This window comes from Cupriavidus sp. CER-90, from assembly GCF_057652055.1.
On record NZ_JBYGYM010000001.1, the window covers coordinates 26,053 to 49,269 of the forward strand.

At 55.7% G+C, this 23,217-nt stretch carries 18 protein-coding genes; 14 read left to right on the forward strand and 4 right to left on the reverse strand.

What is annotated here, in order from left to right; translation table 11 throughout:
- Positions 1-300 precede the first annotated feature (300 nt).
- Positions 301-678, forward strand: a complete 378-nt coding sequence (locus tag AC24R4_RS00135; RefSeq protein WP_487521845.1) for a DoxX family protein — start codon at positions 301-303, stop codon at positions 676-678.
- Between the two features lie 155 nt (positions 679-833).
- Here AC24R4_RS00135 and AC24R4_RS00140 read toward each other — a convergent pair whose 3' ends face one another.
- Both AC24R4_RS00140 and AC24R4_RS00145 read right to left on the reverse strand, forming a co-directional pair.
- A complete protein-coding gene (locus AC24R4_RS00140; RefSeq protein WP_487521846.1) occupies positions 834-1,169 on the reverse strand; it encodes a CzcE family metal-binding protein in 336 nt (111 codons plus the stop codon).
- A gap of 11 nt (positions 1,170-1,180) precedes the next feature.
- Positions 1,181-1,660, reverse strand: coding sequence for a lecithin retinol acyltransferase family protein (locus tag AC24R4_RS00145; protein WP_487521847.1), 480 nt, complete (start codon positions 1,658-1,660; stop codon positions 1,181-1,183).
- Positions 1,661-2,052: 392 nt separating this feature from the next.
- On the opposite strand from AC24R4_RS00145, the gene AC24R4_RS00150 reads away from it, so the two are divergent.
- The 7 genes from AC24R4_RS00150 to AC24R4_RS00180 all read left to right on the forward strand — a co-directional run bounded on the left by AC24R4_RS00150 (position 2,053) and on the right by AC24R4_RS00180 (position 11,493).
- Positions 2,053-2,643 (forward strand): TetR/AcrR family transcriptional regulator, encoded by a 591-nt coding sequence (locus tag AC24R4_RS00150; RefSeq protein WP_487521848.1) that lies wholly within the window; start codon positions 2,053-2,055, stop codon positions 2,641-2,643.
- Between the two features lie 171 nt (positions 2,644-2,814).
- Positions 2,815-4,173: a hypothetical protein gene (locus AC24R4_RS00155; RefSeq protein ID WP_487521849.1), complete on the forward strand. Its 1,359-nt coding sequence runs from the start codon at positions 2,815-2,817 to the stop codon at positions 4,171-4,173.
- 582 nt (positions 4,174-4,755) lie between these two features.
- Entirely contained in the window at positions 4,756-7,809 is a 3,054-nt protein-coding gene (gene fdnG / locus AC24R4_RS00160) for a formate dehydrogenase-N subunit alpha (RefSeq protein ID WP_487522951.1), read from the forward strand.
- A 13-nt stretch (positions 7,810-7,822) separates the two neighbouring features.
- Positions 7,823-8,695 (forward strand): formate dehydrogenase subunit beta, encoded by an 873-nt coding sequence (gene fdxH, locus AC24R4_RS00165; RefSeq protein ID WP_487521850.1) that lies wholly within the window; start codon positions 7,823-7,825, stop codon positions 8,693-8,695.
- A gap of 17 nt (positions 8,696-8,712) precedes the next feature.
- Positions 8,713-9,372, forward strand: coding sequence for a formate dehydrogenase subunit gamma (locus tag AC24R4_RS00170; protein ID WP_487521851.1), 660 nt, complete (start codon positions 8,713-8,715; stop codon positions 9,370-9,372).
- Positions 9,369-10,271: a formate dehydrogenase accessory protein FdhE gene (gene fdhE, locus AC24R4_RS00175; protein WP_487521852.1), complete on the forward strand. Its 903-nt coding sequence runs from the start codon at positions 9,369-9,371 to the stop codon at positions 10,269-10,271. Before AC24R4_RS00170 ends, fdhE begins: the two co-directional genes overlap by 4 nt.
- 199 nt (positions 10,272-10,470) lie before the next feature.
- Positions 10,471-11,493 (forward strand): hypothetical protein, encoded by a 1,023-nt coding sequence (locus AC24R4_RS00180; RefSeq protein ID WP_487521853.1) that lies wholly within the window; start codon positions 10,471-10,473, stop codon positions 11,491-11,493.
- A gap of 818 nt (positions 11,494-12,311) precedes the next feature.
- Here AC24R4_RS00180 and AC24R4_RS00185 read toward each other — a convergent pair.
- The gene (locus AC24R4_RS00185; RefSeq protein ID WP_487521854.1) at positions 12,312-13,064 is read right to left on the reverse strand and encodes a DUF2278 family protein; all 753 of its coding nucleotides are present in this window, start codon (positions 13,062-13,064) and stop codon (positions 12,312-12,314) included.
- Between the two features lie 373 nt (positions 13,065-13,437).
- Between AC24R4_RS00185 and AC24R4_RS00190 the strand changes: the two genes are divergently transcribed.
- From AC24R4_RS00190 to AC24R4_RS00210, 5 genes are all read left to right on the forward strand, one after another.
- Complete coding sequence (locus tag AC24R4_RS00190; protein WP_487521855.1) at positions 13,438-14,985, forward strand: amidohydrolase family protein; 1,548 nt, start codon at positions 13,438-13,440, stop codon at positions 14,983-14,985.
- 12 nt (positions 14,986-14,997) lie between these two features.
- Positions 14,998-16,890, forward strand: a complete 1,893-nt coding sequence (locus tag AC24R4_RS00195; RefSeq protein ID WP_487521856.1) for a S41 family peptidase — start codon at positions 14,998-15,000, stop codon at positions 16,888-16,890.
- A gap of 14 nt (positions 16,891-16,904) precedes the next feature.
- On the forward strand, positions 16,905-17,699 hold the full coding sequence (locus AC24R4_RS00200) for a uracil-DNA glycosylase family protein (RefSeq protein WP_487521857.1): 795 nt from the start codon (positions 16,905-16,907) through the stop codon (positions 17,697-17,699).
- 269 nt (positions 17,700-17,968) lie between these two features.
- On the forward strand, positions 17,969-19,039 hold the full coding sequence (locus AC24R4_RS00205) for a hypothetical protein (protein ID WP_487521858.1): 1,071 nt from the start codon (positions 17,969-17,971) through the stop codon (positions 19,037-19,039).
- A 1,819-nt stretch (positions 19,040-20,858) separates the two neighbouring features.
- Positions 20,859-21,965 (forward strand): hypothetical protein, encoded by a 1,107-nt coding sequence (locus tag AC24R4_RS00210; protein ID WP_487521859.1) that lies wholly within the window; start codon positions 20,859-20,861, stop codon positions 21,963-21,965.
- 46 nt (positions 21,966-22,011) lie between these two features.
- Here the strand turns inward: AC24R4_RS00210 and AC24R4_RS00215 are convergent, their stop codons facing one another.
- Positions 22,012-22,488 (reverse strand): nuclear transport factor 2 family protein, encoded by a 477-nt coding sequence (locus AC24R4_RS00215; protein ID WP_487521860.1) that lies wholly within the window; start codon positions 22,486-22,488, stop codon positions 22,012-22,014.
- 466 nt (positions 22,489-22,954) lie between these two features.
- Here AC24R4_RS00215 and moaD point away from each other — a divergent pair, with 466 nt between their 5' ends.
- Positions 22,955-23,212: a molybdopterin converting factor subunit 1 gene (moaD, locus tag AC24R4_RS00220; RefSeq protein WP_487521861.1), complete on the forward strand. Its 258-nt coding sequence runs from the start codon at positions 22,955-22,957 to the stop codon at positions 23,210-23,212.
- The last annotated feature ends 5 nt before the right edge of the window (positions 23,213-23,217 follow it).

The following is a 23,217-nucleotide window of genomic DNA, read 5'->3' on the forward strand; positions in this document are numbered from 1 at the left end:
GAAGAACGATTCGCTATCTGCGAATAGGGACCGTGTCAATCGGCAGAGGATGGCGTGATGGAACCAACCGCTATAGCGTCAGGCTCGCTGAAAGCCTATAGAAATTAGCCGATCTCGGTGAGTACAGCTGCGTAAGAACAGGCGCGTAACAGTGGTCAAGCGTTCCCGCAGGCACTCTCAATGGAGCAAAGAACTAAAGTTTTTTTCTCGCAAAGATGGATGAATTTCCTCCATAAATGGCGGGGCAATGGGTGCTAAGTGGAGATACTCTTGCCAAACCTTTTCTTTGGAGATGTTTAAATGCGAATGTCACATCGCAGTGGGTCACGTACTGTACTGGCGGTTCGCTTCATTCTTGCTGCGGTCTTTGCGGCTGCGGCCATAGCGAAAATCGCCGGTGCTAGCGAGATGGTGCGTATCTTCGATGAGATTGGCGTGGGGCAGTGGTTTCGTTTGTTTACAGGCACAGTCGAGCTGTTCGGAGCGGTGCTTTTGCTCATACCTGGCACGATATTCATCGGAGCGATGATTCTCGTATGCACGATGATTGGCGCTGTCGCTACGCATCTCTTTGTAATTGGCGGTAACGCGTCACCGGCAGCCGTTCTCGGTGCATTGTCGGCTACCGTGGCCTATGCCATGCGGCCGCGTAAGGTCGTCCTTTTAGGCGGGCAATAGTAGTAGAGGGGGGGAGTGCAGGGAGAAAGCCTCTTCCAAGAAAGAGGCTTCATGCGGTAGAGGGCACTGTATGGAGGGGTCACGGCATGCGTAAGACATGGCTGTCTTGCGCATGCCCGCAGTGCCAAGTGCACGAGCGCGTGCGCACTATTGGTTTAGCCAGCCTTGTAAATCTCGCTCGGCTGGATGTACACCCACACATTCTTGGCGCCTTCAAGGTCGGGGAACAGGACGGACAAATTTACCGCTTGCGGCTCGATGGATTCCAGGAACGTCCAGTTCACACTCTGGCTGCCTGCGCGGAAAGTCACGGTTTCGCCGGAAGCGACAATGATCTGGTTGGTCTTGGCGCCCAGCGTAACGGTCCGGGAGGCGTAGCTGTCAGGTGCCTGGGTGCCGAAGAGCTTTGCCGACGAGCCGATCGTGGCTGCTTGGGCCACACCGAAGAATGCGGTGCAGAGTACGAGGAGAGCGAGGTTCTTTTTGATCATGATGCGGGTCCTTATTGATGGTGAGGATTGGCCAAGCCATATGTGCAGAGCATCGACAGGCGAGGCCACACTGCGTCGAAACAGGCCTTGACGGGCCTGAGGAAAGTTCTCAACGGCGAGGTAATCACTTCAATCTGTTGGCTACGGCTGACGCCATGGATGCACCATTCGCAGAAGTGTTCGCAGTTGTTGGTGAGGAGGCTGTACTTGTCTTCCCCAAGGCGGGAGCAAGCGCGAGCGACAACCTGGTCGGCAGCGAAGGCGTCTTCGTTGGCAGGTTTGAGCGAAACTTTGTGGCCAGTCGTAAAGCTCTTAAGAGAGCACTCCCTAACGGGGCCATGGCTCAGGAAGGTGGAGAAACCGGAGTAGTGCACCACTCGACCTTCTCCGACGTAGATGCCGTGATGCTGGTAGCCAAAGTGATGAACGACTAGATGTGTGCCCCGTGGGAGGTCCGCGTGGGGGGCAAACTTGGCAAGCAGCGTCGACATCACAATCCCCTATGCCGCGAAAGTGATGTAACCGCCGGAGTGCGTCATGATGTGCGCCCACCGAACTGCTGCATGCAGGCACTCGGAACACGAGAAGTCGCTTCCGTCCAAGGCCACAATCCACTGGTCGGATTCTCGGCGGAGCGAAAGACGCTGATGCTCCACGAGGTTGCTGTACCAGCGCCATGTAGCCGGATTGGCCTTGTCTGACCGCAGCGCATGGTGGAGCAGGGCGACTTGGGGGTGCTCGGGTTTCATGCCAACCTCCGTTGATGTAGACAGGTCTGTATCTGAAGTATCGATGAGACAGGTCTGTCTGTCAAGGGGTTTTGAACTTTACAGAGACAGGTCTGTCTGTAATACTGAAGACACTGGAATGTGAGGTGGCGGAAATGACCCAAGCATCTGCACGCGACCGGATCATGGAAACGGCGGCGCGATTGTTCTATCAGGATGGCTTTCGAGCCACGGGGATCGATAAGATCATCGCGGAGTCGGGGGTGGCGAAAATGTCACTCTATCGACACTTTGCATCGAAGGACGAGCTCATCGCAGCGTTCCTGGATTGGCGCCACGACTTTTGGATGCGCTGGTTTGTCGAAGAGGTGGAATCGCGGTTCGCCGTACGACAGGAACTGTCAGTCCTAGCTGACGCGCTCGGAGTGTGGTTCGCTCAAGAGGATTTCCGCGGCTGCGCGTTCATTAACGTCGTGGCGGAGGCGGGATCGACCGGTAATCCGCATCATCTGGAACAGGCTGCTTCTCACAAGCACGACCTGGAACGCTATATCGCAGAGCTTGCAGGTCGCATCGGCCTCACAAGCCCCGCCACCGTGGCAGCAGACGCCATGCTAGTTGTGGAGGGGATGATCGTGCGATTCCAGATGACGCATGACACGGCGATTGTAAATTCAGGCAAGCGCGTCTTTGCGATTATGGAGAAGGCTGCTACCGCGACGGTACGTGAGCTAGAGACTGTCTAAGTTGTCTCGCGCGATGGGTTGGCGCAGGGAAAGCACCAACCCATTCGAATCATCTCGGTCCTTGACGTCCTTACGGACCATACGCTAGTGCTCACGCCATTTCCGAAATGGTGATTCACAGCTAGGCGTCATAAAGCTTCTGCGTACTTTGCCGATAGACGAGGCGGGCTATTGCACTCGCTGGGCGTCGCCATAAGCGATGTACAAATACCTCAAGAATCCATCGCCAACTGTTCGCTCATGCAGAATAAATCGTTCAAGTTTGATTCCAATACACCTCATTTGAATGCAATCGTTGGTCGAAGCTGGGGTGGAGACAACGACCACGCATACCTTACCGGCTTTGGCCAGGCAGTCGAGGTTCTCCTTGCTGCTGCTTGCAACCAGTCGTACAGCGATCCTGAGAGCGGTGAGTTGAAGGCGGTGTATGTTGATGCGCTGGTGTATCCCATTTGCTTCTGCGCCAGACACCATGTCGAGCTCTTTCTCAAACGTCAGATCCGAGCGGTTTCTGCATTGAAGAGCGGCGTGGCCGCGAAAGTCGACACTATCCACGACCTGCAGCCACTTTGGGATGAGTTCAAGACGCACGTAGCGGTCGACGTACGCTTGCAAGAACTCGCTGACCCCATTGAGGAGGTTGTGCTAGACATCGCAGCAATAGACATCACCGGCGAAACCTTCCGATACTCGGCGGACAAGAGCGGGGGCTTGCACCTCAAGAACACAAAGCACATCAATCTCTATGTACTTGCCGAAAGGCTTCGCAAGATGATTGATGCCATGGAGTCTTTCGACGACGCTGTCGAAGCAGCTGCGCTGGAATATGCTCAGAAGACGATGACCGACGGTCTCTCACGCGAGCAGATCCGACAAGTGGCCAAACGTCTTCCCGACTACCAGACTTGGGGAAAGGACACCCTTGAACCGGTCAAGAAAGCTCTGATGGCCGAACTGAACCTGACTAGCAACGCCTTTGGCCGCGCTCTCAACATCATCAAGGAACATCGGGCCTTTGCTCCGTTGATAGGGCTCGAATTGCCGCTTCCTGCCCTGTCGGTTGACGTGTTTGACCGGCTGAAGGCAATTGTTAGCGGGCAGCAGGATCTGTCATCTATTTCAGATGAGGAGTGGGCCGGCCTTGAGGCTGTGCTGGAGATTGGATATCCCGATGTGTTCTGCGAACAATACGATGCCTTGGCAGCGCGCAACGCGAAGGATCTGAAAGACCGCTTCGACAAGGATCATATTAAGCGGAATGTAATAGCGAACCGGCGTTTCAGAATTGGGCTTTCAAAGCTCGGCCAAAAGACTCTTCTGGAAGGCTTCAACGAGCGTTTTCCTGAGGAGCCTCCGCCGCCAGCAATGTCAACCGAAGAGCTTCATGAGACCTTCCGTAAAGCCATGGACAGTGCGCGAAAGAAGAAAGCTCGCAAAGGATGGGTTGACCGGCTGCGACGCGTTCACAGTCTGTTGTGGTCACGGCCGCTGCACTGGGCAGCGAAAATTAAGCTGAGGACCCGAAGCTGAGGGACTGCGTCGCCGTCACCACGACGGTGGAACACAATCAATCCGCACACGCTCCACATGCTCCCTCTGTGGAGCCCGTACTCCAGAAAAATTGACCCGCCCTAGCAGGGTGCAGAGACGAGTCTATAGGCCTTAAGACGCGAGTTTAAGAGAGGCCGTGCAGAAGGCGCCACCAAGCAGGACGGTTTCTTCCCCCTTAATCATCCTTCAGCGATGACGACCCTTGCAGTCGACTCCGCCTAGCGCCGCCCGTGGCGCACCAGCACTGGCTCGGACAGCGACGCCATATTCCCAGCACGATGGCAACTGTGCCTATTACAAAAGCCGAATGCTGTATCTGAGTGTCATCTGCCACCGTACGTAGCATCGGGGTCAGCCGCCAGGTGGCCAAATTGCCATCGCGCAGGATATCCAATGAAGGTTCGAGACCGAATCTTCAGCGCAGGGCGTGCTACTGAGGGTAGCAAGGGCGCCCCCCGCGTCTTTTGCCGAGCTTTGTCCCGGACTCACAGGAGCACGTCTTACTTGCAACGACAAGGCGCCGCCCCACGCGCCGGTAGACAATGCTTTGAAGGAGCCGTTTTGATAGTCGGCAGAAGGCAATTCATGAAGCTCTGCGGAGCCAGCGCTGTCGGCGCTACCGCAGTTGCTCTGGGATTTGCGCCCAGCGTGGCGCAAGCATCGCAATCTCGGCAGTACAAATTGCTTCGGGCGAAGGAAACCCGTAACAACTGTACTTACTGTTCCGTGGGCTGTGGCATCTTGATGTACAGCCTTGGCGACGGCGCCAAGAATGCCAAAGGCAACATCTTCCACATCGAAGGCGATCCTGACCATCCGGTCAGCCGGGGTTCTCTTTGTCCAAAGGGTGCCGGCCTGATTGACTTCATCCACAGCGAGAACCGACTCAAATACCCAGAATATCGAGCGCCGGGGTCAAATGAATACAAGCGCATCAGCTGGGACGAGGCGTTCTCCCGCATCGCGCGACTGATGAAAAACGACCGCGACGCGAATTTCGTCGAACGCACGAACGACGGGAAGCTGGTCAACCGCTGGCTCACGACTGGCATGCTCTGTTCTTCTGCAGCGAGCAACGAGACGGGTGCATTGGACCAGAAGTTCACCCGTGCCCTGGGCATGCTCGGTATGGATAGTCAGGCACGCGTCTGTCACGCTCCCACGCCCGCGGCTCTTGCCCCGACTTTTGGTCGTGGTGCTATGACCAATAATTGGGTCGACATCAAGAACGCCAACGTCATCCTGATTATGGGTGGCAACCCGGCAGAAGCACATCCCGTGGGCTTCAAGTGGGTGGTCGAAGCGAAGATCAAGAACAAAGCCACTGTCATCGTGGTGGACCCACGCTTCAACCGCAGCGCGGCAGTGGCGGACATATTTTCCCCGATTCGCGCGGGCTCTGACACTGCCTTCCTGATGGGCATGGTCAACTACCTGCTGCAACACGACAAAATCCAGCACGAATATGTCAAGGCCTACACGAGTGCAAGCCTGATTGTGCGCGAGGATTTCGCATTCAATGACGGCATCTTCAGTGGCTACGACAACTCGCAAAGGAAGTACGACACTTCGAGTTGGGCGTACGAGCTGGATGAGAAAGGTCACGCGAAGCGAGACCTGAGCCTCCAGCACCCGCGTTGCGTGCTCAATTTACTGAAGAAGCACGTTGCCCGGTACACCCCGGAAATGGCCTCGCGCTTGACCGGTGTGAAGCTCGAGGACTTTTTGCAGATCTGCAAACTAGTTGCCGAAACCAGCGCTCCGAACAAGACGACTACCTTTCTCTATGCCCTCGGCTGGACTCAACACTCGAATGGGGCGCAAACAATCCGCGGCGCAGCAATCATTCAGCTACTGCTAGGGAATGTTGGCATGCCTGGCGGGGGAGTGAACGCTCTGCGCGGCCACTCGAATATCCAGGGATACACAGACATGGGTCTGCTATCTCTCCGACTGCCGGGCTACATCAACCTGCCGTCCGAGAGACAGCCAACTTTGACGGAGTATCTGAAGGAAACCACGCCGGCGGAACTAATCCCAGGTCAGGTTAATGGCTATTCAAGGACGCCAGAGTACTTCATCAGCATGATGAAAGCGTTCTGGGGCGATAAGGCTACCCGCGCCAACGATTGGGGTTTTGACTGGCTGCCCAAGTGGGACAAAAGCTACGACGTGCTCGAGTACTTCAACATGATGTACGAGGGCAAGGTCAACGGCTACGTCATCCAGGGTTTCAACCCCCTGGCTGCAATGCCGGACAAGAACAAGACGCAGAAGGCCCTGTCGAAGCTGAAATTCCTCGTGATTATCGATCCGCTCGGTACTGAAACTTCGACCTTCTGGAAGAACCATGGGGAGCAGCACGACGTAGACCCGAGCACCATCCACACGGAGGTGTTTCGCTTGCCGTCGTCGTGTTTTGCCGAAGAGAACGGCTCCATTGTCAATTCGGGACGTTGGCTGCAGTGGCACTTCGCGGGCACCAACCCACCGCATGAAGCAAAGTTGGACGGCGCAATTCTAGGCGGACTTTTCTATCGTCTGCGTGAGCTGTATCGCAAGGAAGGCGGTGCTAACCCTGAGCCGATTCTTAACTTGGCTTGGAACTACATGAACCCGGAAGATCCGACTCCGGAGGAAGTAGCGCGTGAGACCAATGGGTATGCACTTGCTGACATCTACGACGAACACGGACGAGTTGTCGCGAGGAAAGGCGAGCTGTTGTCTGACTTCGCCCACTTGCGTGCCGATGGTACGACGTCGAGCTTGAACTGGATCTTCGTCGGTTCATGGACGCAAGCCGGCAACCAGATGGCACGTCGTGACAACACCGATCTGTCTGGTATCGGCTGTACGCCAGGCTGGGCGTGGTCGTGGCCAGGAAATAGGCGGATCCTCTACAACCGCGCCTCTCTGGACGTAGCGGGCCGCCCGTGGGATCCGGCTCGCAAAGTCATCGAGTGGAACGGCGAGCGTTGGGTAGGGTTTGACGTTCCCGACTACCCCCTGACCGAGCCGCCTGGCAGCAGCGTTGGCCCCTTCGTGATGCTCGCGGAGGGTGTCGGCCGTCTCTTCTCGAGCAAGAGTTTGGTTGATGGTCCTTTCCCCGAGCACTACGAGCCTGTGGAAAGTCCGATCGCGAGCAATCCTCTGCACCCGGCAATCCGCTACAACCCGACGGCGCGTCTCTTGGCCAACGACAAGGCGCGTATGGGGAGTCGCGAACAGTTCCCGTATGTCGCGACAACGTATGGCATTACGGAGCTTTTCCGCCACTGGACCAAGCATTCGCGCCTGAACGCGATCATGCAGCCGGAACAATTTGTGGAGATTGGCGAGAAGCTCGCCGCCCGCAAAAACATCAAGGCCGGCGATGTGGTGAAAGTCTCGTCCAACCGGGGCTACATCAAGGCAAAGGCCGTGGTCACGAAACGTGTGCGTACCCTGCAGGTGATGGGTGAGGACCTCGAAACTATTGGTATTCCTTGTGTCTGGGGTTTTGAAGGCATGACGAAGAAGGGCTACCTGGCGAATACGCTCAGTCCGGGCGTGGGTGACGCCAACTCCCAAACGCCTGAATACAAAGCGTTTCTTGTGAATATTGAGAAGGTATAGGAGCAATCGCCCAATGTCGATTCAACCCCAAGATATCATTCGGCGATCTGCTACCAACATGGCGACGCCTGCGCCGCAGGTTCGCGACCATCAGCAACAGGTAGCCAAGCTTATCGACGTTTCCGTCTGTATTGGCTGCAAGGCTTGCCAGGTGGCCTGTTCCGAATGGAATGACATTCGCGACGAGGTCGGCACCAATGTTGGTGTGTATGACAACCCGTCCGATTTGACCGCCAAGACCTGGACACTCATGCGCTTTGATGAGTACGAGCAGGAGAGCGGCAAGCTGGAGTGGCTGATTCGCAAGGATGGGTGTATGCACTGCGAGGACCCAGGCTGCCTGAAAGCATGCCCCGCCCCAGGCGCGATCATCCAGTACGCCAACGGGATTGTTGATTTTCAGTCCGAACACTGCATCGGCTGCGGATACTGCATCGCCGGATGTCCTTTTGACGTTCCCCGTATCAGCAAAGCGGACAACCGCGCTTACAAATGCACGCTGTGTTCTGACCGGGTATCTGTCGGCCAGGAGCCGGCATGTGTGAAGTCTTGCCCAACCGGCGCAATCACGTTTGGAACAAAGGAAGACATGAAGGTCCTCGCTGAAGAACGAGTGACTGAGCTAAAGAGCCGCGGTTTCGATGGCGCGGGACTGTACGACCCTGCGGGAGTTGGCGGCACGCACGTGATGTATGTGCTCCAGCATGCTGATAAGCCGGAGCTCTACCACAAGCTGCCCAAGAACCCTCAAATCAGTCCGACCGTCCGCGGCTGGAAGGGCCTGCTCAAGCCAATCGCGGCGGCCGCCTTTGTCGCAACGCTTGCAGGATCGTTCCTCCACTACGTTGGTGTGGGGCCGAATACCACAGATGAAGACGACGCCTGAGGAACAAGGAGATTCCAATGAGGAATGAAAACAAAATCCTTCGAAACCGCTTCTCGGAGCGGGCTTGCCACTGGATCCTCGTCGTTTGCTTCTTCATGGTGGCGATGTCCGGTTTGTCCTGGTTCTTCCCGAGCCTTAGCTGGCTTAGTTCGGTCTTTGGAACTCCGCAGCTAGCGCGAGAATTACACCCATTCTTTGGGATTGCAGTCTTCCTGTTGCTCGCTTACCTGTTCGTTCGCTTTTTTCATCACAACTTGTTCGAGAAGACGGACATGCTGTGGTTCAAGAACGTCAAGGGCGTACTGATGAACGAGCATGGGACGAAGCTGAGAATCGGTAAGTACAACGCCGGCCAGAAGATCCTTTTTTGGTCAATCATGGCTTTGATCTGCGCACTGCTCGTCACAGGCCTGGTGGCATGGCGGGCCTATTTCGCGGGCTATTTCCCGATTCCGGTCGTTCGCCTTGCTCTGTTGTTTCACGCGCTAGCCGGCGTGGGTTTGATGTTGCTGATCATCGGCCACATTTACCTCGCGATTTGGGTAAAGGGGTCTGTTGGTGCCATGCTGACGGGTTATGTTTCGCGCGCTTGGGCTAAGCAGCATCACGACCGCTGGTATGACGAGGTGTCGCGGGACAAAAAGGCGCGAGGCGCCGCTGCAGGAGATGGAAAATGAAAACAATCGACCTCGTCCCTGTCGAGAAACGAACTCCGGGCTTGCAGAACATCGATTACTTGGTTCCTGGAATTCCGCAGGACACATACGCGAGGCGCGCAGCGCGCCTCCGTCAATTGGCTCATGGCCATGAAGCGGCGGAGCACCTTCTGTTCGCAGCCAAGGTTGCCGATGCGCAGGGAACCATCGTGACGTCTATGCCATGGGCGCCTGGTGGGGCGGATGTAGCAGTCAAGGCTGGTGCTTGTACGCTCGATCAATGCATCCGATCGAGCTATTGGCATGCGGCACTCGCTCATATCATCTCCAAAATTGGTGACGGTACGCGGCCGGATACGATTTCCGTAATGAACTCCATTATGGCGCAACGACCAGAAGTGTTGGCTTCAAAGGGATTGGGACTGTTGTCTGGGCGGTTCGACCAGGTCAACCCCGGCGAGGCCCCTTTCTTGTGGGCTGCGTTATCGCTTCAGTGGGCTCAGATGGCTGCGCACATGTTGGCGGATTCAAGCGCGCCGGTGTCAGGAGGCGAAAGTCACAATTGCCCTATTTGCGGGTCTGTACCGGTGGGAAGTGTAGTCATGACCGGAGAGCGAGGAGGGTTGCGGTATCTGCATTGCGCACTCTGCGAGACGCGTTGGCACATGGTTCGGGCAAAGTGCAGCAACTGCGGCGAATCGGACAAAGTCGATTACTGGTCGCTTGATGACCTCAAGGCACCCGTCAAGATTGAGACTTGCGGAGATTGCAACGGGTATCTCAAGATTTGCTACCGAGAGCATGATATGGCTACGGAAATCGTGGCGGACGATTTGGCCTCTATGTATCTCGACTATGAGGCAGAGAAGATGGGGTTCATGCGCACGGGTATTTCGCCGTTTGCGTTTCCAACTCCATAAGCTTATCGCATATTGTTTGTAGATCGAGTATTTGTTGTCGTCAGATATTGACTGCAGTCGGATGCGAGTGGTGCGCTGTCTATCTAGACGGAGCACCACCGCAATTCAAACAAGTAAATCGTTATGTTCGTTAGCCAACATACGATACGAGCTCTGCTGTCAAAAATCCGAGAGATCGGAAAACTAGCGGAGACGGGCCATGACGCAACGAAATCTGTTAGCGAAGCGGGCTGTACTTGCGCTACTCATTGCCTCACTGACTGGGTGCTCGCAATTCGGAAGGACTTTTTTCCAGCCGAAGCATGACCTGAGTCTCGTTGGACCGGCCGAACTTCACGTCGAGCTGTATAAGATCAACCCGCCCGGCGGTGGAGATAAGTTCGATGATGCGACGAAGAAGAGGGTCGAGACACTTTGCGCGGCTGCGGCAAACAGGGGGCGTACTAGTACCCGCCCCGGCGAGGTTCCATTGCTAGCGCCGTTCGTAGGGATAGCGATAGTAGCCGCGTTCTCCTATATCACGACCGCGGCTGAGACGGCCTATAACAGGTATGCGGATACTGTGGAGAAGTCCTACACGTACACCGTTTCTCAAGCGACAAACGTCAACGAGCTGATCGTATTGGGCCAGCCGGCAACGAATTGCATCATTGCGACGTTGACCCGTAAGGCGGCAGTGAGTGATGCGGATGGAAGAGGGGGGCCACCGACTCCAGATTTCACCTTTGCTGCGGTGCTGCAGGCCAGTAGCGGAGGCGAGCCCACGGGCTATCACTGGGTGCCAACGTACTTCAAGCTCAACCGGTCCAGCGCGCGGACGGACTCGTCAGGTGTTGTCGATGTCTCGGTCGGCATAACTTTGTCTGGGATCGGCGAAAAGGGAGCCGAAGAGATATCGGAGTCGACGATTGCCTTCAAGGAAATTTGTCTGCCGGATGGTAAAGCTCCAGGGTGTCAGAAGCGGACCGAGGGTTACTGGGACGGGAAGAGTAATCAGGGCGACTCCCTGGTGGGGATTCATAACGCCCCGTCATGGTTCACCATACCGCATTCAGGCGACGTCCCCTGCGTATCCTGCGTTCCGGGAACCGTGACGGTGTCGATTACCGAGAAGGGAACCGGTGCGCCAAATTTCGGGGCGGCGAGGACCGAGCTCCAAAACAGCAACAAGGCACTGGCAACCGCCTTGGGAAAGGTCATCGAGGCGAAATCCAAGAAGTAGCGGAGCACCTTGGACCTGCTCGCCACCAACGATGAACGCTAGGCGCGAGGAGCCGCTGACGGCAAGGGGGCACGTGTAGGGGGTCCAGCAATCTTGAACCCAAGCGACGACCGTCCGTGACACTGGAGAGCACCGAGCGGCGCCTCGCAACCGAACTTCCGCCCTGGCTGCCCAACCGCGAAGCGGTTATTCGCTGGGGAGGATACACCCAATCGGTTATTCCTGAGGTGATATCCGAGCGAGGATACGTTCACGGAATAACCCAAAACATATCCTCACGTAAGACATCCCCCACACTGTTTTAGGGAGGATATCCTTTTTGAGGTATGAAAGGGACAGCCGAAGGCCCCCTGTGCGTACGCGTGGGTGTTGCCTTCCACCACCCAAGTCTGGACGGCTCCGACAGTCTTTCCGAGCCACGCGCTATCTTCGCCCGCGTGCTGGTCGTCTCAGCTCTACCCCCACAGAGACCAGTCTCCCCTCATCGCTGCCGTATCAAGCCGACCAATGAGGCGGTCACCACCGAAGCCTTTCATCTGGAAAGGGCGGCCCTCCCGCCGGGCGCCGTTGTGGTCGGCCGACGTGTGACATAGACGTATACGGTTTTTTGGAGGGCATGATTGATACTTTATTGTTATAGAGAATGGAGAAATACTGATGGATAGTGCATAAAGAAACTTGAAGGATGAACGGACGCTCCTTCAATGATTTGACGACCGTTGGTAGAGGAGTGTAGGGCGTGCGAAAAATACCCTTAATTCCCCTTGGTTTCCTGGTCAGTGGGGACTGGAAGTGGGTCGTTGAAGTCTTCAGCCTGGCTAAACGGGATGGCCGTCGTTATCTGTCTTCAGTGTTTGCGTACTAAACATATTTTCGAACGCTGCCGCCGTTCCGTCCGAATGGATTGCGATAGTCAGGCCGTCTTGCCAGATGCCATCGAGCGCCCACCACTGCGTACCAACCGGGTCACCCTGGTTCAGATGGATGTCATGCAACCCAGGAGGGCGGCCGCCGTTTGCCTGATAGAACTCGCCAAAGATCACTACGCGTGGGGCATCGGCAATCATGGACTCCAGGTCCGTCAAGGCCTGGATGTCGGTTCCCGTTTTCCACGGGGGCGTAAGGTCGACCACCCGCACACGTTGCGATAGAAAGCGCATTGTCGGTTTGCTTTGAATCTCGGGGGTGGGGTGCCCAATTAGCTGCCAGAGGTGTCGTAGGCGTTTCCACCAGGGCACGGGACCGTCGACATAGTCCGGGATGAAGACTAGGTTTTGTAGGCGAGGATCCCTAGCGTAATCCACTGCACCAGATGTCGCATTCGAGACGAGCGGGTGATATCCGTCTGGCAACTGGAAGATGTTGGTCCACTCGCTGGCGCGCAGAGGCATTACTCGCCACTTAACCTGAACGTTCGGTCGTTCGGAGTCGACATCGATAGCCGTGTTGTAAAGCTGGCCTCCAGCGAGAATATCGATGTGACCGTGAAAGAAGCGACCGAAGTTGTTGGGCTGGTCCCGATAGTAGCCGGCCTTGGCTCCTATGAGGACGCCATAGTGACTGAGTGACACCAGCTTTCCCCCAGAACATTGCCAAGTTTTCCGATTGCCGTCTCGCCCGCTGGTGCGGGTTGATCGTGAAAGATTGGTAGTGCGAATAGGATAGTAACGGCCGGTGCAGGACGCTCTCATCCAGAGGTAGCAGTTGTGCTGCACTTTTCTTAACTCTGATATGAGTGAAAATTGGCGTCTTTTCGCACCCCTCAAGAAGGTGGTGTGGGTCGAATTGATATCTGATTCGGAATCCACTACAACGACTAAGCACCGCTACGTCCGCAGCTAGTAGGAGTCGGAATCATGGCGACAGCCGGTGTGGACGAAAAACCAAAAAGCGAGCTCTCGCGAAACATCATCCGCGCAGAGCCCATCGCGCCAGGGGGGAGATGTGAGTCTTGTCATCAGAGGTCGCATCGTCCCGCTTTCCCTAGACGGAGACGTCTCGTCGTCCGAACAGGATGCGTTTCAGGGCAAAGTATGGATTGGTGACGATGGGCGAGTCGAGCGCATTACTCGCGGCAATACCGCTGGTCCAAAAACGGGTTTAAGTAAAGCCGCCGAGGTAGACGTAGGAAGCAATCTTGTCTTGCCAGGCTTCATCGATCTCCATAGCCATCTCGCGTACGCGACGTTACCACTATGGGTCGAGCCGGGTCGGACACAGCCGTATCTTCATCATGATTCTTGGCCGTCGGCGAGCACGTATGCCAGTGACATTACCTGGCCAGCCTACGCGTTCGTCGAAGCTGCTCCGCATGAGCTGTTGGCCTATTCCGAAGTTCGCGCGTTGGTCGGAGGCACGACGAGCATTCAAGGTTCGCCGCCAAAAAGTCGCCCCACTGATGCTTGGATGGTCCGGAATGTGGAGGATGAGACCTTCGGTGGAAGCGTTTCGGCGAATCAGGTATTGGTCTCGACGTTGACGGTCGATCCCACGGTACTTGCCAAAAGGTCCGGGCAGATGAAAGCCGGTGCTGCCTTCATCTATCACTGCGCGGAAGGGCAGGTCAATTCCATAGTCGAGCGCGAATATCAGAGCGCGCGAAGATGCGGTTGCCTTCAGCGTGGATTCATCGCTATTCACACGAATGCTGTAAATCCCGGCGACTACGATGCGTGGACGGAACCTGGCGCGATCGTATGGTCGCCATTCTCCAACTTGTGGTTGTATGGCAGCACAACAGACGTTCCTGCGGCCCGGGCAAGAAATATCCCCGTGTGTATTGGCTCTGATTGGGGGCCCTCCGGGACCAGGAATGTCCTGGGCGAAGTTAAAGTCGCTGCTTTGGTTAGCAAAAGCAAGGGTTGGAAGTTGACGCCATTTGACCTGGTACGCATGATTACCGCCGTCCCAGGAGATGCGCTTCTTGGGCCTTGGGGGGTACAGGCGGGCCGACTCCAGCCTGGAGCTTTGGGGGACGTAGTGGTCATCAAGGCTCCAAAATCCGCAGAGCCTTTCGGAACAGTGCTTGCCGCTACAGAGAAGGATATCGAGTTGGTAGTAGTAGGCGGCCGGCCACTATATGGCGCCCCGGCCTTCATGAAGGCTGCAGGTGCAACGCATCCTTCGGCACTAACCATAGCGGGAATGAAGCGAACCCTATCCATGGTCAAAGCGGAAAGCAATTCGCAGTCATGGACGTTTTCGCAGGTCCTTTCCCGGATGGAGCAGGTAAGAGCGAATCCGAAGCAAGAAATCAATGCCGCTAAAGACGCCTTTGCCGCTAGCCGACTTACGGACGTCATTCCGCGGCTGCGCCTGGCGCTGGACATGCCATTGGGAAGGGTGCCGGTTGGCGGCTTGCCCAAGGACCTCGGCGAAGTTGTAGTTCCCCCAATTCAACCGCTGGAGCACGATGCGGCGTTCTTTGCTTCCATCAAAGGACGGGGGTTTCACGGAGGACTGCTTGACGGACTAGCCGCTTTCTATGCATGAGGGGAGACAATCTTGCCCACTAACTCTTCGTCGTTGCTGAAGTCGCAGGCCGGAGTTTTACTTAGCAAACGCTCGAGATTGCTGGAGGTCAGTCACGCGGTGCAGCCAGAGCCGTCAGCTGACCACCTAAGTGCGGCGGATCGGTTGGCAGTGGTCGATGCCCTGCTGACTGCATTCGGGGGCGCGTACTGCCATCTGCTGCAGAAGCGCGCGGGATATGCGAACGACCCCGTGCAAGCGCTTCAGTTGCTGCGCACACGCGCTGCCGACATGAGTGAGGCGGAGTTTCACATCGTCGTGACGGGCATTGTCTTGGACTTGCGCGATGCACACACCATCTACGCTGGACCAAAGTCTCTCACGGATGCTGTCGCCCAACTTCCTTTTCTTGTTGAACAATATGGTCCTACTGACGCGCCGTCGTTTCTCGTGACGAAGGTTGGAGACGCCAGACTGATCAAAGACACCAAGTTTAAAGCTGGAGTTATCCTTGAGACTTGGAACGGCATGCCGTTCGGGCGCGCTGTCGCTATTCATGCGGACAGGGAAACGGGTGGTCGGCCCGATGCCAGGCTGGCTCGTGCCCTTGAATCCCTAACATTTAGGTCGTTGCAGTACGGCCCACCTCCTGACGAGATGTGGGTGGATATTGGCTACCGCGAGGGCGCAGGCAAACCATTGCGTGAAGTACGCATACATTGGCGCATTGTAAGGCCGCGCCGGCCAAAGGCAGGCGTTCGTCCTGGCGCTCACGCCGCGCTTCGCTTGGCAGTGAGCCCCGCTGCGGAGCAGGTACGGCGGGCCAAGAAGCTAATGTTCTCGGGCAAGCAGTGGAAAGCCGAAAATGAACGCCGGAAAATGGCCAGGGAACCCGGCTGGATCGAGACGAATTTTTCAGATGCACTGTCAGCGCGGACGATTCGGACGAAGCCGTTAGGCGACATCGGGTACATCCGTATCTGGACATTTGATGTGGAGGATCACGAGGCCTTTGTCGAAGAGGTCGTTCACTTGGTCGAAAAGATGCCTGATAGGGGGCTCATTATCGATGTTCGTGGCAATCCAGGCGGGCTCATCTGGGCGGCAGAGCGCTTGCTTCAACTCTTTACTCCGAGCAAAGTCTCGCCGACACGGTTTAGCCTCGTTGCGACGCCGCTGACGCGTGCCATGGCGGGAAGCGCCTTTAATCGGATGGAACTGGAACCGTGGATTGCGTCGCTTGAATCGGCAATCTCGACGGGCGAAGCTTACTCGCAAGCGCTACCTATTACGGACCCTGCCTGGTGTGACGATATTGGTCAGCGGTATGGCGGTCCGGTTGTCTGCGTGGCAGACGCCAATACCTATTCGTCTGGTGACCTCTTTTGTGCAGGATTTGTCGATAACGAAATCGGACCTTTGGTGTGTGTGGGTGAGGCGACGGGCGCGGGCGGTGCGAACGTATGGACAAGCCAAGATCTGGCCGACGCATTGGATGGCACGGAGTTCGCGCTTCCTCGTCTAGCAAAAGGCGTGAGCTTTACGATGGCATTCAGGCGGGCGGTGCGCAGTGGAGACGCCGCGGGAATCCCTATCGAGGACTTGGGTGTGAGCGGGATTCCTTACGCGATGACCAGAGACGATGTCCTGAACGGCAACGCAGATCTTATTGCCTACTGTGCCCAATTACTAACAGGTGCGCCGCGGACAAGTCTCGCGGTGATGTTGGGAAAGACCGATGTAACCATTACGACGAGCGGCCTAGAGGAGCTTGAGCTATACGTCGATGGCAGGCCGATTGCTGCATCACATGCCATCAGCGATGGGGTATTGACGGTTCCGCGACCAGCGACCGGGCAAACTTTCGAGCTCGTATGTAGGAAGGGCGGGCAAGTGATGCAACGGCGGAGACTTGCACTAGCGTAGCCCAAGGAGGACGCATGCCAATTCCATTCTGCCCGGGGTACTGGGAAGAGCCATTCCGTACGCTCGTACAGTCTTATCCAGGCACGACGGTCTACCCCTCGGATGCATTCCGAGTCGAATGGGGTCCAGTCTTTCATCGCGGGAGATTGGACGGGACGGCCCGCATCCTCATCATCGGCCAAGATCCTGCTCAGCATGAGACCGTCGCCAGGCGAATCCTGATGGGCACTGCGGGGCGTCGAGTGCAGGGCTTCCTTGACAAGCTCGGTATGGACAGGAGCTATGTTATGGTCAACACGTTCCTCTATTGCGTATACGGCGACAAGGGGGCTCAACACATAGACGATGCTGCTATAACTGACTATCGGAATGAGTGGATCAAGGCGCTCCTTGATGGTAGTCAAATCAAGGCTGTAGTTGCATTCGGCTCCCTTGCTGACAAGGCATGGAAGAAATGGTTGATGTCTCCGACTGGCGCAGGCCGTCCAAGTCTTACCTATCAGAAGCTTCCCCATCCGACATCTCCTGAGGCGAGCAGAGGTGACGTCGCTGCGGCGACCAAGGCGTTGCTACAGGCTTATAACGCGGGCCTTGCTGCGCTGGCACCCGCTGTTGCACCTGCCGACAACCAACACCCCCCCGCGTCTTACGGAAGTGCCTTTACACCGACCGACCTCTCCGCAATCCCGCAGCGAGATCTACCCGCCGGTTCACCGCCCTGGATGGGCGCAACAAACGAGTGGGCGATGCGGGAAGGTGCCAGCGCCATCGAAAAGCGGCTGAACATCAAAATTACCGCCAGTCTGTAGGGATTCGACCGTCGACTGAGCCTCCCGCCGAAGTGCGCTGCGGAACAGCGTCTCAACAGACGAAAAGCCCGCATTGTTGAATTCGTTTCGTACCCGTCTTCCGGCGGGGGTTCAGATTTGTTCTGCACGTCCCGATATGTTCGTTTACAAGCGATGTTGCTAGCGCCTGATAGACCGTGGTTCGGCGGCCATGTGTTTAACGCCCGCCCGTCCAAAACCGATCCTAAATCGCCGCTTATCCTTTCGTAGGGACGTAGAGACTTTGGTATATGAATCGAGAAGAAAAACTGAACGAACTTCTGACGTCGGAGAATATGGGGGAGATTCTAGACGGACGAAAGGTGCGCGGTAATGGATTCTATGCTCTATTCGAGTACGATGGTAGAGGCATATGCTCGGTAGTCGCACGTAATAATGCATATTTCAATCTCGTCGATTGTTCAGCAATTAATGCTGTTGCCGTATATGATATAAATACTGTCGCCGTATTCCGCGGGATGATGGAGGTGATTTTCAAAATCTCTGCGCGAATGGTCGACAAGGGGATGTATCCGGAGATTGGCACTGCAAATCCTTCGAAGCTGGATATGAGTGTCAAAAACTCAATTCTAACTAAGCGTCAATTGTTGGAGTCGCTGTCGACTTTCAAGTACGATGCCAAATTGCATCCGTGGATAAGCTTGGTCGAGCGTCAGGCGCTCTTTATGTTTCTTTCGAACACGCTATTTCGTTTTATTGTCTTTCACGAGCTTGGGCATTTGCATCACGATCATGGAAAGAGGTCACGTAATAGTGGATTTATTGAGGTCGATGCGGTGGGCGCGAGAGATGTAAGGGGGAGCATCGAATCTCAAGCTAGAGAAACCATTGCTGATACATTTGCATTTCAAAAGTTCGTGGAATACCAGAAGGCACATCTTATATCTCAGCAGCACACAGATATCGGTAGACTTCTTTCTGCGAAATTCATGAAAAGCGATGAGGACCTCGTCATCTTCTCCGCACAGATGGTGTACATCTATTTTTACCTGATGGAATCACCTACGTGGTTCGAGCAAGACCCGGAAAGATGGACGCATCCCCCCGCTCCGTTCCGTTTGCGGACGATATTCGGTTCTTTGCTTGAACATGGACTGCTGGGTATTGACAAGTCTCGAATGCCTGAATTGCTTCGGAAGACGATGTTACTCGGTCCTGCAGTAGCTTCCTTTATGTTCGATGCATTTCCGGATTTTCATTGGATGGATGTCCTGGAAAACAAAAAATATAGCGATCACTATAGTAAGATATTTGAAGAGATACCGAATTGGCTATCGTCTAACGAAAATGGATGGAGCTGAGTCGCGGCCCCGGTCACGTTCGATGTGGCTGACCCTAACGAGGGTGTAATAGGGAAATTCTCGAAAGGCGATATGCCGCGCGATAGGTAATGCTTCTGTTCTGCACTGACCAAAACATTATGTCGTCGTCATCGTGCAGAAGGAAATACTTCGTTGCCCAACAGCGCCGTCAGTAGATCCGTCGCAATGGTCGTCTTGAGTTGCTTCAGATACGCGTTCATCTGAGTGTAGTTGGGTTCCGTTTGAACGAATGCCTCAAGACTTAGCCGGAGCCGAGGTGAGCCAGCGCACAGAGCGTAGCCCCGTTGAATCTGAATATCACTTGCAGGACGGTCCGGTTCGTGTGGCGTTGTCATGTTTCGGTTAAGTCTATTAGATCTCGTCATCCTTAATGTGCGAGAAGTCATCCGGGCAGCCGATAGCAGATGAGTGCGTCAGGTTGGTCCGGTGCGGCGGAAGTCTGCCAGACTAGCGTCGAAAAAGATCCTCGGAACTGAGAGTGATTAACGCCTCTGTTATCGGTTCAAAGTACATTTTTTGCCAGTCTTGTGTCTAAATATGGAAGTATTTCATCCGTGTTTGGCGGTTGCCTCAAGGCTGTTCAAGGGAACAAGAAAGCGACGCGGCCGGTCCTTCACCCCTGCGGCGCGATGGCAAGAGGGTGCTGACGCTTTGATTTTGCTTCAGAACGTAGCGAATTAAGCCGGCCCGAACACAGCAGTAAATCCGTTTTCCTTGTTTTGCATCCCTTGAGCGGCCAGTCTTCCTTAGTTGGGCGTTACGCACCATGGATCCGCTTCGGTTTCATGGGTAGCCAGCCTGGCTAAGAGAGATGAGAACAAGATGACGGGAGGCAAACATGGCGCTAGGAATTCCATCGGTTGTAGGTCCCATCAGCGAGTGGCTTGACGCAATCGTTGTCGAAGGCTGCTTACCGGGCGTCACGGTTATCGTGCAAACCGACGAGGCCGTGCCGAAAGTTGTGGCCAAAGGCGTCGCGGCTGGCGGTTGTGATTTCGTACCAATCATAGGAATATTGAGGGAAGGGCAACGGTTAGTAGCCTTTCAAAGCGTGCCGGGTGACACGAGTCCTCATACTCCCAGTGCATCAGCGGTTACTGTGGGCGCAGAGCCGAAAGATCACAAGCAGTTACCTGCGATGGCGTTCGTTACAACCCTATATCGCTGTGGCCGCGCTATTTGGCTAAGGGGGGCATCTCCGGGCGCCGAAGTATCCGTAGTAGTAGGCGGTAGCCAGGCCCAAAAGGTCCGTGCTGGCTACGATGGCAATGCGCGTCTAGGTCTGAGCGCACCGCTCACTGGTCCAGGCACGGTGGTTGAAGCTACCCAAGCCGCCCCAATAGGTCGCGCTCCACTCTCAGGCGTCCCGACAACAGTCAATGAATCAACTCTAGGTTCGCCCCTCGGAAAACTACCCACCCCAATCGTTGGAGATCCGACACCGCTCGGTTGTGATAGCGCGGTTCACGTCTGGGGCATTGTGGACGGGGCTGAGGTCACGATTGAGCGATCCTCGGATGGCCTGAGAGAAACCGCCACTTTCGACAGCGATGTTCTTTGGTTCAATTTGTCTAAGCCATTCCCCTCCTCTGGCGACAAAATAGTCGTATCCCAGGCGATGCCGCGCTGTCACGAACACCCTTCAGATCTGCTTGAGGCCGTTGTCGGCGCCGCAGAAGCGCCAGAACCCCTTAAGGTAACGGAGCCATGCGCAGGGTCGCCGTTCGTCCACGTAGATAACCTTCGGCCTGGTGCAAGGCTCTCCATCTCCGTTCCAGGGCGCCCTGTTTATGAAAACATGGTTCCACCCGATAAAACGGTATGGGACGTACCTGTAGACCCGCTTCCCGAGAATCAGACGGTCACGGTAGCCTTGGCGCTCTGCTCGTTCACCACGTCGACCACTGTAGCAATCAAGGACAAGGCGGACCCGACCGAACCGACGCTGATTCCTGATCTCTATCGGTGCGCCAGAGTAGTTTCAGTCAACACCACTCCTGGTGCGCAACTAGAGGTCTGGGGGGATTCCGGTAGCGGCCCGATGCAACTTTCTCTTCGTGTCTTTGCGGAAAGCTCGCTTTGCAGTATCTCCGTGTTCCCATTTCTAACTCTCCCGCAAACCGTCTGGGTGCTTCAGTTGACCTGCGGAGGCGAATGGGTTAAGGGGCCACCCCTCGATGTGAAAGACTATCCACGCTTGGACCCGGTTGAATTGTTCGATCCTCTCATTGAAGGTGCGAACACTGTGCTGCCGCGAAATGCCATTCCTGGTGGGCACGTAACTGTGTGGAGGTCAGATGCCAACGGTGGCAACAAAGAGATTCTCGGACAGCATGACGTGTCAAAAGCCAGCCCGACGGTCGGTCTTAAGCGACCTCTGCGGACGGACGACATAATTTGGGCAGTGCAGGAAATCTGCAAGGAGGCTACCCGCGAGGGACCCCGATATGACGTATGGCAGGGCACCAAGGTTTTTGTCCTCCCAGCCCCCAAAGAGCAATTGTCAACGAGTCTGGATGGGAAAGCTATCGTACACTCCGCGAAACTGGAATGCCGTTACCGCGGCGGACGCTGGGCTTTATCCGCCGATGTTGAAAATACTGAACACGAATACGATTGCAGTATCGTGGTCGGCGTCGACCTAAAGCTGCCGGCGCCACTGACATTTGGCGAGTCTATCGATGTAGACCTTGCTGCGGACGGTGGTTTACCGCAGGGGTTGGCTTCGCATGGCTATCCTTCACAGAAAACAGCCACGAAGAACGGGGCATTGGTGGCTATGAAGAACCCGGCGTTTTGGCTGGAAGTCCTGAACGCTACTGCCGAGTGGCGGATGTTTGCAGCGTGGCGAAATTACGATGCTATCGCTGAGGAGCCAGAGAGCGCAGATCCGGACGACAAGTAAGCAAAAAAGCCGGCATTGCGCCGGCTTTTTCGTGTGCGCGTTCGCCTTAGAAGCCGAACGACGACAGGCCGGGATGGTCGTCAGGACGACGGCCCAGCGGCCAGAAGAACTTGCGATCGGATTCCTTGATGGGCATGTCGTTGATGCAGGCGAAGCGACGTTGCATGACGCCTTGCTCGTTGAACTCCCAGTTCTCGTTGCCGAAAGCACGATACCAGTTGTTCGAATCGTCACGCCACTCGTAAGCAAAGCGAACGGCGATGCGATTGCCTTCGTATGCCCACAGTTCCTTGATCAGGCGATACTCCAGTTCCTTGTTCCACTTGCGGGTAAGAAACTCGATGATTTCCTTGCGACCGTTGACAAAGTCAGCACGATTGCGCCACTCGCTGTCCGGTGTGTAGGCGAGAGCGACCTTCTCGGGGTTGCGGCTGTTCCAGCCATCTTCGGCCAGGCGAACCTTCTCGGTAGCGCTTTCCAGGTTGAACGGAGGGAAGGGCGGACGGGACTCAATGTTGGACATGGATTTCTCCTGAACGGTCGAAAAGGCCTGCTTGCGAGCGTGTGGGGTAAGGTCTCACGCTCATTCGGAATGATGCGTCGTGCTTACGGTTGCGCAACGCTTCACTGTATGACGCGAACTCAGTAGTGCGAGTCCGTGTCGTGAAGCTAGTTTGATTGCGAAATCGCTCGAGCTATATCGAGATCGCACGGTCGCGACCAAAATGGCACGAAGTTTCGACTTGCGACCAGGGCGGACGAACTGTTCCTCCAAATCGGGGGGGTATTTGTACCCATCTCGCCTGTTCATCAGAGCCTACGATTGCGGCAGGTGATCCGCATGGGCTGTCCGGGCGAGCTCGAGTCGGGATGGTAGGTGCAGTTCTCCACGCAAGATGATTAATTGGGGTGAGCCGTTCGGCCTGGCTGCCTACGGCGCCCCCCTATATGTCATGCAGCGTTCCTTCCATATTGACTTGGAGTGGCCAATGAAACTGTATCTCAAGTACTTCGCCAGCATTCGCGAAGCTGCCGGTCTGAGTGAGGAGACGATTGACACACCGTCAAGCGTGATGACGCTCATGGACTTGCGCGTTCATCTGGTCGGCAGAGGAGGCTCCATCGCTGATGCGTTGCGAGACGACCGCCCAGTGCGTTTTGCACTCAATCAAGCCGTGTGTACTTCGCAAAGTCGCCTGAGAGCAGGCGATGAAGTCGCAATATTCCCGCCGGTGACTGGTGGTTAGGTCAC